The organism is Faecalicatena contorta (genome assembly GCF_022835095.1).
Classification (GTDB): domain Bacteria; phylum Bacillota; class Clostridia; order Lachnospirales; family Lachnospiraceae; genus Faecalicatena; species Faecalicatena contorta.
This window is the reverse complement of sequence record NZ_BQNQ01000001.1, coordinates 3,005,181-3,018,945: the sequence shown is the minus strand read 5'-3', so window position 1 is coordinate 3,018,945 and position 13,765 is coordinate 3,005,181. Positions and strand designations below refer to the sequence as shown.

Here is a 13,765-nt window from a genome sequence, read left to right as displayed (position 1 = left end):
GGGAGGCAGAGATGTACCGAGTAATTGTAACAGAAGACGAACCCGCGGCACTTCGCCATATTTGTACTTTGATCGAACTAAAATGTCCGGAATTTGAGGTTGTCGGAACGGCGGATAATGGGCAGGGCGCTCTGGACCTGCTGGAAAATACAGACACCGATGTGCTGATTACCGATGTAAAGATGCCGATTATGGATGGTGTAACTCTGGCACGAAAAGTAAAAGACAGGTATCCGCAGATCATGACTTTGATTATCAGCGGCTATCAGGAGTTTGAATATGCAAGAGCGGCGATTCAGACCGGGGTATGTGACTATATATTAAAGCCGGTCAGGCCATCCGCTTTTCAGGCCAGTATGCGGGTTATGCAGGGCTGTCTGGATGAATTGTATTATAGTAAACGGAATAAAATCCTGCGGGAGATGTGCATGGGAAAGACCGACATGGAAAATCAAAAGGATTTTTACCGTATTTTTTCAAAAGAAGAGTATTATGCAGCACTTTTGCGGAAAAATGGTCTTCCACGCAGATTTGTGAATTCAAAAGAAACAGAAATATTTTCAGTAAAAGATGAGCAGATGGCCGTATATGGAAGGGACGAAAGGGAAGCACTTTATTTACTTCCAAAGGATTTTCTTTTTTCCGGAAGCTTCTTTCGGCTGATGACTCATATGGCAGAAAAAGAGAAAAGAACAGCCGACTATTATACCCTGGTACTGATGGAAGATCCGCTGAACCCCAAAGAACTACCGGATGCAGTAAGAAGGCTGTATCAGACGCTGGATGCCTCCCTGGTAATTGGAAAAGATCAGGTTGTGCCTGTGAATGATAAACAGGAAAGAAAACAACAAAAACAGGGATATAATAGTGGGCTGGAGAGAATGAATATACTTGTGAAAGAAGGAAACCGGAGGCAGATACGCGAGGAAGTTAAAGGCTGTTTTGCAAAATGGGAGCAGGAGGAACGAACTCAGTTATGGGTTGAAGAAAAGGTGAGAGAGTTGTTCGGTTTGTTTCGCAGACGAAATATGCTATGGGAATCTGTAGACACGTATGAATACTTTTTAGATGAAGCCTTTTATTTTGCATCGGATATGCAGGAGCTTTCAGACAATATTCTTCAGATTTTCAGCGAGAACTTCGAGGAAGAGGCCAGAAGAATAAAAATTGACACGCCGGAATTTTTCGAAAAGATTTTAAAATATATGAAAGAAAATTTAACGGATTCGCTTTCTCCGCAAAGCATCAGCCATGTCTTTGGAATCTCCCAGACATATCTGAGCCGTTTATTCCGCAAGTATTGTGAGCAGAGCTTTAACAGAGTTCTGAATTCTTTCCGTATTGAAAAAGCAAAGGAAATTATGTCCGACAATCCGGAGCTGTTTATCAAAGATGCAGCTGCAATGGTTGGGTTTTCTGATCAGTTTTACTTTAGCAGAATCTTCCGCACTGTTACGGGAATCAGCCCGTCAGAGTACATAGAAAAAGCAGTGCAGGATAAAAACAGTTTAAACAAGGGGGAGAATGATGCTATATCCTAAAAATGAATTTCCTTTTCAGGAAGCGCAGTTCCAGAATCCGGACAGTGAATACAGAGGTACGCCCTTCTGGGCATGGAACTGCTATATGACGAAAGAAAAAATCAGCATGATGATAGATACCTTAAAGACAATGGGGATGGGCGGCGGGCATATTCACTGCCGCACAGGACTTGACAATCCCTATATGGGAGAGGAATTCCTTGATCTGGTTGAGGATTCTAATAAAAAATTAAAAAAAGAAAAGATGCTGACCTGGTTATATGATGAGGATCGCTGGCCTTCTGGATCGGGAGGCGGAATGGTGACTAAAAATGAAAAATACCGCATCCGTTTTCTGGTATTTTCTCCCTGCCGTCTGGAGAAAAATCAGACCGGAAGTAAAGTTACCTCTACAGGTCAGGCTGTCAGAAGCGATAAGCGCAGGCTCTTATCCCGCTATGAAGTACTGATCAGGGATGGATGGCTTATAGATTATCACAGACTGTCAGAGGCAGAAGTACCACAGAGCGGCTATGATGAATGGTTTGCATATTTAGAAATCTCCGGGGAGAATCCATGGTTTAATAACCAGGCATATGTTAATACACTGGATAAAAAGGCTATACAATGTTTTATTGAAGTTACACATGAAAAGTATAAGGAAAAACTGGGCGCTGAATTTGGAAAGTCTATTCCTGCTATCTTTACAGATGAACCGCAGTTTTGCCATAAAACAAGGTTATGTTATGCTGAAGATAAAACGGAAGTCATAATTCCTTACACAGATGATTTTGACGAGACGTTTACGGAAGCGTATGGGCATGATTTTCTGTCTTATCTGCCGGAATTATTTTGGGAAAAAGGTGAAAACTGTGTTTCTGAAATCCGTTATCAGTATCATGATCATGTCTGTGAACGGTTTGTATCGGCTTTTGCAGACACACTGGGGAACTGGTGCAGACAAAACGGGTTAATGCTGACAGGACATATGATGGATGAGCCTACTCTTGAATCACAGACAGCAGCACTGGGAGAAGCCATGAGGTCATACAGAGCATTTCAGCTCCCGGGAATAGATATGCTTTGTGACAGGCGGGAGTTATCAACTGCCAAACAGGCCCAGAGTGCAGCCCGCCAGTTTGGCTGTCCGGGTGTGTTAAGTGAAATGTATGGTGTAACAAACTGGGATTTTGACTTTCGGGGACATAAACTGCAGGGAGACTGGCAGGCGGCCCTGGGTGTAACCGTGCGTGTCCATCATTTAACATGGACTTCTATGGGAGGCGAAGCAAAGCGGGATTATCCGGCGGCCATTGGTTACCAGTCACCTTGGTACAGAGAGTATTATTATGTGGAAGATTATTTTGCAAGAATCAATACACTACTGACAAGGGGAAAGGCTGTCGTAAAGATCGGTGTGATCCATCCCATTGAATCGTATTGGCTTTACTGGGGATGTGAGGAAAAAACAAGTGGAATACGAAAGGAGATGGAGCAGAATTTTGAAAAAGTGATAGAGTGGCTGCTCTATGGTTTTCTGGATTTTGACTTTATCTGTGAATCGCTATTACCAAACCAAAACAGCATAGAACAAATAAACGGCGAAATATTCCCGGTGGGAGACATGAGGTATGAGGCAATTCTGGTACCGAATTGTGAGACATTGAGAACTACTACGTTCAAGCGTCTGAAAGCATTTTACAAAAAGGGTGGCAGCGTTTTATTCACAGGAAACACTCCGAAGTATCTGGATGGAAAATATTCAAAAGAAATGGAGGATTTTGTAAAAGTATGTGAATACGTTCCATTTACGCGCACTAAGCTTTTAAATAAATTAGAGAATAGAAGAGTGTTAGATGTAAAAAATGAAAATGGCATGAGAGCGGATAATTTGATTTATCAGATGCGGGAGGACAATGAAGAAAAAATAATTTTCCTTGCACATGTAAACAAAATGGAAAATCCGGATGTACCAGTGCGTGAAAATAATACCATTACAATACAAGGAGTATACAGGGTTATATGTTATAATCCCCTGGATGGCACAAAAACAGAATTAGCATTAGAGTATTATGATGGGAAAACGATCATCCGAAAAGAAATGTATAATCATGACAGCCTTCTGCTCCGTCTTTGTCCTGCAGAAGCTGTGGAATATCAAAAAAAATTGATGCCGGTGATACCGGAAAGGGAAAAAACGGAAGCTCTGAAACGAATAGAAATTCCAGAAAAAGTGCCGGTTGTTTTATCGGAACCGAATGTACTGGTGTTCGATCAGGCGGAGTATATTTTCGACCAGGGACCATGGCAGAAAAAAGAAGAAATACTGCGTATCGACAATAAGTTCCGGAAGGTTCTGGGTTACCCCCTTCGTATGGAAGCCTTTGCACAGCCTTGGCTGGATCAGGATGCAGAACCGCTGAAACACTGGTTGTTTTTGAGGTTTAAGTTTTTATCAATGGCAGATATAGCGGGAGCAAAACTGGCCTTGGAGAATCGGGAGGCAGAAGTTTGGCTCAATGGAAGCATGGTTCAGAGCAGGGTGAATGGATGGTATGTGGACCAGGACATCATATGCAGGGAATTAGGTATAATCAGCCGGGGTGAAAACGAACTGATCGTAAAAATCCCTTATAGGAAAAAGGAAAATATTGAGGCGATGTTTCTGCTAGGGGATTTTGGAGTACAAACTGCTGGCGCGGAATCAATCCTGACAGCGCCTGTAAGAAAACTGGCATATGCGGATATAACTCGTCAGGGACTTCCGTTTTATGGCGGGAACATACAATACCATATACCATTTCAATTGGAGAAAAGACAGAAAATCCTTGTTGAGGTATCCAGATTCAGAGCGCCTCTTTTAAAAGTTCAAATTGACGAAGGCAGGAAACAGGCAGTCGCCTATGCGCCATATCAAGTGAAGACGGAGATTGAGGAAGGGGAGCATGTACTGAAGCTCACTGTTTTTGGAAATCGTATAAATACCTTTGGTACGCTTCATAATTGCAATGAAACGGAGCGATGGTATGGTCCAAATGCATGGAGAACGGAAGGAACGTGCTGGGCCTGCGAATATCAGTTAGAACCGTCCGGAATCTTAAAGGCGCCTCTTTTATACGTGTGTGATTAAAAAGAAGAATGATCAGAAATGATATGAAATTCACAAAATAAGCGTCCCATGACTCCGGATCTAATATCCATAAATAGCAGGAGGTACTACATTGTTACTCAAGCTGGAACAAGACACAACCCAGAAAGAAATCGAGGTTTCCATAAAATATCCGAAAATGAACCAGGATGTAACGAGGCTCATTTCGCTGATCCGGTCAGCAGACACCCAAATCAGATGCACCGCTGACGGGAATGAGAAGCTGCTCAATGCCTCAGATATTTACTACCTCGAAAGTGTGGATAAGCATACTTTTGTTACTGTGAAAACGGGGTTTACCGTACAGACATCCGCCTGTATTAATTATTAGAAATTCTGGCCCCGGTTGGGTTTGTTCAGATTAGTAAATCATGCGTTCTAAATATCCATGTGCTGGATTTTGTACGGCCTCTGTTAAACAGCCGTACAGGCTGGATATCCAAAATCCGTTTTTGGAATTATGCTGGATGTTAGTTATCCCTTGTTTGTGACACTTTTATTGGGCGCCGTATTCCATTGGTATCGGAGTATTCCTGTATGGGTATTAGTCGTTATGGTTTTCGTGATTTATCTGGTTGGCTATCTTACAGATCTCTACCGGACAAAAGAAGAGGTCAGAATGAATAGGAAAGTGCCAAAAGGACTATAAAAAACCGAATCCAGAAACGGCAATGAAACATATACTTGGACACAATTATGAAAGCGGAGAATCTGACGAAAGATTTTGGAAAAGAGCATGTGATAAAAGGAATTACCCTCACAATCCATGAAAATACATTCACCGCCATCCTGGGCCCCAGCGGTTCCGGGAAAAGTACCCTGTTAAATATTCTTTCCGGGCTGATAAAGCCAACAGGCGGAAGCGTAAGGTGCGGAGATGCCGTCATTACGGACTATACTGAAAAACAGCTTGCCGGATGGAAGCGCAGGGATGTTGGAAATGTCTTTCAGGACTATCTGCTATTGGATAACCTGACGGTGCAAGAAAATATAAAAATTGGTATAAGCCCCCAAAAGCCTTCCCTTTCCTTTGACCGCCTGGTGTCCAGTTGGAAGATTTGCTGCATAAGTTTCCTGCTGAGCTCTCCGGGGGACAGCAGCAGAGAACCTCTATCGCGCGGGCTGTGATCAAAAGCCCGCGGCTCCTTTTCTGTGACGAGGCAACAGGTTCCCTTGATGAGGAGAACAGCAAAATTATGGTGGAACTTTCGCATAATCTGCAGACGACTTTTGGCATGACCATTCTCTTCACGACGCATAATCCGCAGATTGCCAGGACGGCCGACCGGGTTATTACGATGAAAAATGGCATCGTATAAAGTGATGTGCTGAATGAACATCCAATAGCAGCCAGAAACATGGTATGGGGGTAAGATATGGGTCTATTATATAAACAGCTGGCGAAACAAGTCGGGCAGAATAAAGTCTTTATCCTATTTCTCTTTCTATTGACCGGCCTTACATCACTTTCCTTTTTCTTTGTCATGTTCTCCGTAGACGGGAATATGGCAATACAAAAACGAAGCACTTCCGGAAGATGCACTGCCGTATCTTTTCTGTGATTCTGTCATAGGGACCGGCGGACATGAGATCAAAAAAAGTGTTCGCGGGATTGCTGAAAACGCACAGTTAAAAACGATCTATGTGAATGCATCCGCATTGTCGGAGGTTATTAAGGCGCCCGAGGGAGCTACAATGGAGTATGGAGCATGAGCCCGGTGTCAGAAGATGGTACGGCAATCAGCAAAGAACAGGTGAAGCAGATGCTTCAGCGGGATGCTACCTCCAATAAAACGAGTGCAGTCATAAACCAGGTGATTGGCGCGATTATAGGATGTATACTGCTGTTCCTTGCGCTGTATCTCAATTTCCAGGACAATCAGAGGGATATGTCCATCTTAAGTCTTTTGGGATACAGTCAGAAGGAAATCCGAAAAATGCAGGTTTATGTTTACCGTCCCATTGTGTGGGCTGCTTTTATGATAACGCTTATTCCAGGCATTTTGACTGCGAGAGCTGTTCAGAAAGCATTGTCGATTGCAATTCAGGACTATATGCCTTTTGGGATTCATGTAAACGCAATACTGCTGCTGTTTGTCTTCCTGAATGTAATCTATCAGATGGTTGAAATCGTATTTTCAATAGGGATATCACGGGTTTGTAGAAAGAGGAACCTGAATGAGAACTCTGCATTATGATGAAAAGGGGGGCGTCGTGAAGGCAGCCCCTCTCTTGTATTCATCGTGTCATATTATACAAGAAAAAACAAATCCTACATGTTATAATCATCTAATCCAATATTTAGGAGGTAAACAAAACATGATCAAAAAGCAGGAGCAGCGTCATATCTACTATGACCGTGATCTGGGAATAGAGGCATATCAGTTAAGCGGGATCGTACAAAAGTTTCCGAATCATTTTCATGAATTTTACGTAATTGGCTTTATTGAGGGCGGAAAGCGCCACCTTTGGTGCAAGGGACAGGAGTACGATTTGAGCGCGGGAGACCTGGTCTTATTTAATCCGAGGGACAACCATTATTGTGCCCCCGTAGGCGGGGAACTGTTAGATTACCGCGCTGTGAATATCAACGCCGATGTCATGACAGGCATTGTCAAAGAAATTACCGGAAAGGAGTACACGCCATATTTTACCCGGAATGTCATTATCCAAAGCGAAATTGCCCCATCCGTAGCAGATGTGTATGATGCAATCCTTATGGATTCGCCAAAGCTTAAGAAGGAAGAAGCCCTCTTTTATCTGATAGAACAGATTCTGCAGGAGTATGCGGTTCCGCTTGAAAAGGTTGGAGATACAGAACCTGATAAGCAGACGAAAATGCTTTGCAGTTACATGGAACAGCACCTGGCTGAAAATATTACACTGGACGATCTGGCTTCCATGATTGGAGCGGGAAAATCGTATCTGCTGCGTTCTTTCGCGAAACAAGTAGGTGTATCCCCCTACCGGTATCTGCAGACGATCCGGATAGAGAGGGCAAAGAGGCTGCTGGAGCAGGGGATTGTGCCAATAGACGTTGCGGGGATGACTGGATTTACCGACCAAAGCCATTTTACCAATTATTTTAAAGAATTTATTGGGTTGACGCCAAAGCAGTATCAGCGGATTTTTACCGATACGCCGGCATTTGAATCAGGAGAAGGTAAAGGAGAAAAAAGATATGGAACAGAACTCTAATAAATGTGTGATGGTGATTGATGAGGCTCTGCCCCTCGGCGTTATAGCAAATACTGCCGGTATCATGGGGATTACTCTTGGAAAGCATATTCCGGAAACAATTGGACCGGTAGTTACGGATAAAAGCGGCAGTTCTCATTTGGGGATCATTCAGATACCGGTTCCGGTCCTGAAAGCGGATAAAGAGAAAATCAAAAAGTTACGGGAACGACTTTTTGAACCGGAATTTGAAGGCCTGACCGTGGTGGATTTTTCCGATGTGGCGCAGAGCTGCAATGTGTATGAAGATTATATTCAAAAAGCGGCCTCTGTGGAAGAGACTGATTTTAACTATTATGGGATTGGGATTTGTGGAGAGAAAAAACTGGTCAGTAAATTAACGGGGAATCTTCCTCTGCTGCGATAGAATCATGTTGTCCAATCATTTAAATTCTTGCTTAACTGTGTTAAAATATGCCAGAATGTCTGAAAATTTCCTCTGAGAATCTAAAATGCGGCTTTACAACATTAAAGCATAGGTGTATTATATTACTATGTAAAAATGAACAGGTTCATACTCTTTGAGATGCACACTGTTCGATCAAAAGGAGGAAAATTCATGAAAAAGGCAGCAGCGGTAGTGATGACAGTCATGCTGTGCATCGGGATGCTTTCCGGCTGTGGAGGAGGCGGCGAAGACAAATCCGCTTCGAAGTCAACGGGCGGCGATGCAGCAAAGGACACATTGAATGTCATTGTAGGGGATGATGCAAATCAGTTTAGTCCTTATGTGACGAATTCTTATTCGGATATTATGTCGGTTTATCAGATTTATGAGCGTCTGGTATATATGAAGGAGGGGGAGCCTGTCCCAGGACTTGCCGAATCATGGGATGTCAGCGATGACAAGAAGACGATAACCTTCCACCTGCGCGAGGGTGCAAAGTTCCATAATGGAGAGACATGTACGAGTGAAGACGTTATTTACAGCTTTGAGATGAATTCAGAAAAATCTCCTTCCAATTCCTTTAAACCTAAGATTGAGTCATGGACTGCGGTAGATGACAATACGGTAGAATTAAAGTTGAAATATCCTTGTGAAAGTATTTTCTCAAGCCTGAGTTCACCGGGACTTGGGATTGTCTGCAAGTCTTACGTAGAGGAAAAGGGCGATGATGCCTTTATCGAGCCGGTAGGTACCGGAGCATATAAGTTAAAAGAGTGGGTAAAAGGAAGCAAGATCAGTTTCGAAGCCTTCGAAGATTATAATGGCAAGAAGGCAGGAATTAAAAATCTCAATTTCAATATCATTACGGATTCCGCAACGGCCCTTGTGGCATTGGAAAATGGTGATAATGATTTTATGATCAACGCCTCAGCAGCGGATTTACCGTTGATTGAAAAGAACGAGGAATTAGTGCTTCAGAGTGCACCATCGCATAGTACCGCATCGTTGGTATTGAATGTCCGCAATGGCGTTCTTGAAAACGAGAAACTCAGACAAGCGATTGCCTGCGCAATTGACAGAGAAGCCATTAATACATCCGCATTTGAAGGTACCGGTACAATAGCTACCGGGTCTTATGAAGATTTCCTGTACTATGACGGGAAAGACTATACATATCCGCTTGATTTGGACAAGGCAAAAGAGCTTATGAAAGAAGCAGGATATCCGGATGGCGGTGTTTCCTTTACAATCAAAACATCCGATACCTATGGCGATGTTGTTCCGCAGATTATTATGGATAATCTGAATCAGATCGGAATAGAGGTCAAGATTGAGACGCTGGAAATGGGGGCGCATTCTCAGGACTGGCTGAACGGGAACTTCGAGGCTATCTACCAGAGTGGTTCCGAGATCACGCCGGACTTAAGCGAGGGACTTTACAACAGTTATTATTGGCCGGATAATACATGGAGTGCATCCTCACCGGACAGCGATATTTATAATGAAAGACTGGATGCAATCCGTTATGAAGTAGATTCAGATAAGAAAACTGAAGAGACTTGCTCTCTTTTAAAGGATATTATGGCATCGGCAAATGAGATTCCATTGGTAACGTTGACATCTAATATCGTTTACCGTCAGGGTCTGCAGGATACATATATTGATCCAAACGGAATGTTCTATTGCTTCAAGGATTTCAGATGGGGTGAATAAGAACGGGTTGAAAGTTGAGAAGGCGGCCCTGCGAGGCAGCCTTCTTTTTTATGATATAGGAAATTCCTCTGGGCGGGATGTGCACTGCGGCGTAAGAGGCAGATGTCGCGATGCGGCCGCCGAAGGCGCGAGCTTCGCAAACGAAACTCTATTTTAATATGAAATCCGTGGAATCCAAATCCGCCTTAAGGGCTATAAGGATACACCCTATTTTAGAAATGTGGGGAGAAACAGCATGAAAAAATATATTATTAAAAGATGTCTTTTGGTGATCCCGATTACGCTGGGAGTCACATTTATCGTATTTTTTATATTATCTCTGACACCGGGTGATCCGGGAAGATTAATTCTAGGTATGAATGCTACGGCGGAAGAAGTCGCTAAGCTCAACCATCAGCTGGGCGTGGACCAGAGTTTTTTCGTCCGGTTTTTCAATTTTATAGGGGGCGCGCTTCATGGCGACTTTGGGATTTCCTATAATTCACAGAGGCCGGTTATCACGGAGATTGTAGCTACATTTCCGCATTCTTTAAGGCTGGCAGTGTGGGGAACCATTATTGCATATCTGATCGGAATACCGATCGGGATTTATTCTGCGGTCAGACAGTACTCGGCAGTTGACGTGGGAAGTACTGTGGTTGCGATGTTTTTTGCGGCGGTGCCGCAGTTCTGGCTTGCGCTTATGATGATTCTTCTGTTTTCTTTGCAGCTGCACATGCTTCCGCCCAGCGGAATCGATACCTGGCGGAATTTCGTCATGCCCATCGCTGTTATTGCACTGCCTCAGGCCGCAATTACCTCCAGGCTGACCAGAACCTCCATGCTGGAAACAATTCAGCAGGACTACATCCGGACCGCGAGGGCCAAGGGCCTGCCGGAGTGGAAGGTGATCTGGAAACATGCATTTAAGAATGCGCTGCTTCCGATCTTAGTGACATTGATTACTACCTTTGGTTTGTCTCTTGGCGGACTCGTGTTAATTGAGAATGTATTTTCAGTACCTGGGATTGGCAATCTGATTTTGACAGGCATCAGGCAGAAAGATGTCCCTGTTGTTATGGCGGCCACTATTTTCCTGGCATTGATATACTGTATGCTTGTATTGCTGGCTGATATTATTATGGCTTATATTGACCCAAGAATTCGCAATGTATATCTTAGAAAATAGAGGAGGCGGGGAAAACGATGGAGATTCAGCAAAAATGGAAACGTAAGACGGACCGCTTTTTAGACGTCTGGCGTTGTCTGCGCAGAAATAAGGCGGCCATGACCGGATTGATTGTGATACTGATCTTTGTGCTTCTGGCAGTCTTTGCAGGCGTAATCTGCGATTATGATATGGTTATTAAACAGGATACCGTGAACCGGCTTCAGGCTCCGAGCGGAGAACACTGGCTGGGAACGGATCATCTGGGAAGAGATATTTTCGCGCGCATGATCTATGGGGCAAGGGTGTCAATAGGGGTAGGATTTCTGGTTGTGATTATTTCCGCAGCACTAGGCGGATTTATAGGTTCCCTGTCAGCCCTGCTCGGCGGGAAACTGGATAATTTAATCATGAGGGTGGTGGATATTTTTACGTGTATCCCTTCCATGCTGATGACATTGGCTATGGTAGCGGCGTTAGGACCCGGACTCCGTAATCTGGTGGTGGCGCTTTGCATCAACACGACAGTCGGATTTACAAGAGTGGTGCGTGCAGCGGTGCTGTCCATTGTAAACCAGGATTATATCAGTGCGGCAAAGGCGTCCGGATTCAGTACATGGAAGATTGCAGTCAGGCATGTGATGCCCAATGCGATGGGAATTATCATCGTGGAGGGAGCCATGACAGTGGCCGGGACAATTCTTTCAATTGCAGGCCTGAGCTTTCTGGGACTTGGCATACAGCCGCCGTCACCGGAATGGGGAGCCATGCTGAATGAAGGGCGCGCCTATATGAGAACGTTTCCTTACATGATCGTATTTCCTGGAATCGCAATCATTCTGTCGGCATTGGCTATGAACTTGCTGGGTGATGGACTGAGAGACGCGCTGGATCCGAGATCCAAACGGTAAAAGGAGCAAAAAATGCCAAAAATGACTTTTTTTAATCTTGCAGATGAAAAGCGGGAAATATTTCTAAAAGCGGCAGTGGAGGAATTCTCCACGCATTCCTATCATGATGCAAATGTCAGGGAGATTGTGAGAAAGGCGAATATCTCAATCGGATCATTTTACTGCTATTTTGATTCAAAGACAGAGTTGTTTGTTTATATTACAGATTATATGTTTCAGAAGTTTTTAGAACAGCAGGAGGCATTGGGAAAACAACTGAACCGGGATGTGAAGACGGAAGAAATTCTGGAAATGGAGCCGCTTCAGAAGGCCTTTTGGGAGCAGTTTGAAAAGTGCTCCCTGGATAAGCGGAAACATTATTATCTGAGAACAAATAACAACCAGCTTTTTGAACGGTTTTTGGGAGAAGTAGAAGAGTATGGGACAAAGACGGAATATACGGAACGGGAAAAACGGATGGTGGCCTTTGTGATGAATTCACTGCAATATATACTGGATGAATTTGCGGAGGCCGATGGAACTGACCGTGTAGTCGATGAAGAGTTATTGTTATTAAAAAAAATGCTGAAGACTGGATATCAGAATTTGGAGCGATAAGTATGAAGGATGGAAATAAGCAGAAATATAAAGAATACTATAAGAAAAAAAAGAGAAAAAATGTGCCGGAATCAGAATATTTGACGACCATGAACTCACAGGAGAATATTCTGGAGATTGAACAGTTGTGTACCTGCTTTTATACTGATCGCGGAACCGTAAGAGCAGTGAACGGAGTGACGTTGGATATCCCGGCGGGAAAGACAATTGGAATAGTGGGAGAGTCTGGATGCGGCAAATCAGTAACCAGTCTTTCCGTTATGGGGCTGCTTCCCGGACCACAGGGGCAGATAGAAAGCGGCAGCATACGTTTTCAAGACAGGAAGCGGGGAAGAACCGTTGATCTGACGAAGATTCCGGAAAAGGAATACCGGGAAATAAGGGGAAATGATATTTCCATGATTTTTCAGGAACCGATGACCAGCCTGAATCCGGTCTATACAATAGGAGACCAGATGGAAGAATGCGTACGCACCCATCAGCCAGGTATCTCCAAGAAGGAAGCAAAAGTGAAAATTCTGGAGATTCTGAAGAGAGTAGGCATCACAAGAGAAAATGTTTATGATAATTATCCTCATGAATTATCCGGAGGGATGCGCCAGCGTGTGATCATTGCAATGGCGTTGATTGGGAATCCACAGCTGATTATCGCAGATGAGCCGACGACAGCGCTTGATGTTACGATCCAGGCGCAGATCCTGGATCTTCTGCGGGAACTGAAACAAGAGATCAGCGCTTCGATCATGCTGATTACGCATGATCTGGGCGTGGTGGCTGAGATGGCAGACTTTGTGGTTGTCATGTACGCAGGAAGGATTGTAGAATCGGGGACAGCGAGCGAAATATTCCATCATCCCAAACATCCTTACACGGTTGGGCTGCTGCGGTCAAGGCCCGTGCTGAACGAGGAGACAGAAGAGCTCTATGCCATACCGGGAAGCGTCCCGAATCCGCTGGAACTGCCGCCCGGATGTTATTTCCAGAATCGCTGCTACAATTGTCAGGAGCGTTGCCGGGAGTCATATCCGGACGTAGTAAAATTAAGTGAGACACACCTGGTCAGCTGTTTTGACAGCGGAGAATCGGCCGGTTAGGAGGGATAAG

General features: G+C 44.1%; 14 protein-coding genes. All 14 read left to right on the top strand.

What is annotated here, in order from left to right; all coding sequences use genetic code 11:
• Nucleotides 1–11: 11 nt before the first annotated feature.
• Complete coding sequence (locus MWG26_RS13430; protein ID WP_025657066.1) at nucleotides 12–1,541, top strand: response regulator transcription factor; 1,530 nt, start codon at nucleotides 12–14, stop codon at nucleotides 1,539–1,541.
• Nucleotides 1,528–4,650 (top strand): glycosyl hydrolase, encoded by a 3,123-nt coding sequence (locus MWG26_RS13425; protein ID WP_025657067.1) that lies wholly within the window; start codon nucleotides 1,528–1,530, stop codon nucleotides 4,648–4,650. The genes MWG26_RS13430 and MWG26_RS13425 overlap by 14 nt, the downstream gene beginning before the upstream one ends.
• A 91-nt stretch (nucleotides 4,651–4,741) precedes the next feature.
• Complete coding sequence (locus tag MWG26_RS13420; protein WP_049915842.1) at nucleotides 4,742–4,999, top strand: hypothetical protein; 258 nt, start codon at nucleotides 4,742–4,744, stop codon at nucleotides 4,997–4,999.
• A 129-nt stretch (nucleotides 5,000–5,128) separates the two neighbouring features.
• A complete protein-coding gene (locus tag MWG26_RS13415) occupies nucleotides 5,129–5,317 on the top strand; it encodes a hypothetical protein (protein ID WP_244062732.1) in 189 nt (62 codons plus the stop codon).
• A gap of 47 nt (nucleotides 5,318–5,364) precedes the next feature.
• On the top strand, nucleotides 5,365–5,796 hold the full coding sequence (locus MWG26_RS13410; protein ID WP_275891947.1) for an ATP-binding cassette domain-containing protein: 432 nt from the start codon (nucleotides 5,365–5,367) through the stop codon (nucleotides 5,794–5,796).
• Entirely contained in the window at nucleotides 5,718–5,987 is a 270-nt protein-coding gene (locus MWG26_RS13405) for an ATP-binding cassette domain-containing protein (RefSeq protein WP_416388519.1), read from the top strand. Before MWG26_RS13410 ends, MWG26_RS13405 begins: the two co-directional genes overlap by 79 nt.
• A gap of 390 nt (nucleotides 5,988–6,377) precedes the next feature.
• Entirely contained in the window at nucleotides 6,378–6,866 is a 489-nt protein-coding gene (locus MWG26_RS13400; protein ID WP_025657069.1) for an FtsX-like permease family protein, read from the top strand.
• 121 nt (nucleotides 6,867–6,987) lie between these two features.
• Nucleotides 6,988–7,866 carry an AraC family ligand binding domain-containing protein gene (locus MWG26_RS13395; RefSeq protein ID WP_025657070.1) on the top strand — a complete coding sequence of 293 codons (879 nt, stop codon included), beginning with the start codon at nucleotides 6,988–6,990 and terminating at the stop codon, nucleotides 7,864–7,866.
• Nucleotides 7,850–8,272: a DUF2000 domain-containing protein gene (locus MWG26_RS13390; protein WP_025657071.1), complete on the top strand. Its 423-nt coding sequence runs from the start codon at nucleotides 7,850–7,852 to the stop codon at nucleotides 8,270–8,272. The genes MWG26_RS13395 and MWG26_RS13390 overlap by 17 nt, the downstream gene beginning before the upstream one ends.
• 192 nt (nucleotides 8,273–8,464) lie before the next feature.
• Entirely contained in the window at nucleotides 8,465–10,006 is a 1,542-nt protein-coding gene (locus tag MWG26_RS13385) for an ABC transporter substrate-binding protein (RefSeq protein WP_025657072.1), read from the top strand.
• Between the two features lie 235 nt (nucleotides 10,007–10,241).
• Entirely contained in the window at nucleotides 10,242–11,174 is a 933-nt protein-coding gene (locus tag MWG26_RS13380; protein WP_025657073.1) for an ABC transporter permease, read from the top strand.
• Between the two features lie 17 nt (nucleotides 11,175–11,191).
• Complete coding sequence (locus MWG26_RS13375) at nucleotides 11,192–12,064, top strand: ABC transporter permease (protein ID WP_044927242.1); 873 nt, start codon at nucleotides 11,192–11,194, stop codon at nucleotides 12,062–12,064.
• Between the two features lie 12 nt (nucleotides 12,065–12,076).
• A complete protein-coding gene (locus MWG26_RS13370) occupies nucleotides 12,077–12,661 on the top strand; it encodes a TetR/AcrR family transcriptional regulator (RefSeq protein WP_049915845.1) in 585 nt (194 codons plus the stop codon).
• A 2-nt stretch (nucleotides 12,662–12,663) separates the two neighbouring features.
• The gene (locus tag MWG26_RS13365; protein WP_117440781.1) at nucleotides 12,664–13,755 is read left to right on the top strand and encodes an ABC transporter ATP-binding protein; all 1,092 of its coding nucleotides are present in this window, start codon (nucleotides 12,664–12,666) and stop codon (nucleotides 13,753–13,755) included.
• Nucleotides 13,756–13,765: the final 10 nt, after the last annotated feature.

Coding starts and splice junctions, on each gene's coding strand:
- MWG26_RS13430 (WP_025657066.1), top strand. CDS start 12: ATGTACCGAGTAATTGTAACAGAAGACGAACCCGCGGCACTTCGCCAT.
- MWG26_RS13425 (WP_025657067.1), top strand. CDS start 1,528: ATGCTATATCCTAAAAATGAATTTCCTTTTCAGGAAGCGCAGTTCCAG.
- MWG26_RS13415 (WP_244062732.1), top strand. CDS start 5,129: ATGCTGGATGTTAGTTATCCCTTGTTTGTGACACTTTTATTGGGCGCC.
- MWG26_RS13410 (WP_275891947.1), top strand. CDS start 5,365: ATGAAAGCGGAGAATCTGACGAAAGATTTTGGAAAAGAGCATGTGATA.
- MWG26_RS13400 (WP_025657069.1), top strand. CDS start 6,378: ATGAGCCCGGTGTCAGAAGATGGTACGGCAATCAGCAAAGAACAGGTG.
- MWG26_RS13395 (WP_025657070.1), top strand. CDS start 6,988: ATGATCAAAAAGCAGGAGCAGCGTCATATCTACTATGACCGTGATCTG.
- MWG26_RS13390 (WP_025657071.1), top strand. CDS start 7,850: ATGGAACAGAACTCTAATAAATGTGTGATGGTGATTGATGAGGCTCTG.
- MWG26_RS13385 (WP_025657072.1), top strand. CDS start 8,465: ATGAAAAAGGCAGCAGCGGTAGTGATGACAGTCATGCTGTGCATCGGG.
- MWG26_RS13380 (WP_025657073.1), top strand. CDS start 10,242: ATGAAAAAATATATTATTAAAAGATGTCTTTTGGTGATCCCGATTACG.
- MWG26_RS13375 (WP_044927242.1), top strand. CDS start 11,192: ATGGAGATTCAGCAAAAATGGAAACGTAAGACGGACCGCTTTTTAGAC.
- MWG26_RS13370 (WP_049915845.1), top strand. CDS start 12,077: ATGCCAAAAATGACTTTTTTTAATCTTGCAGATGAAAAGCGGGAAATA.
- MWG26_RS13365 (WP_117440781.1), top strand. CDS start 12,664: ATGAAGGATGGAAATAAGCAGAAATATAAAGAATACTATAAGAAAAAA.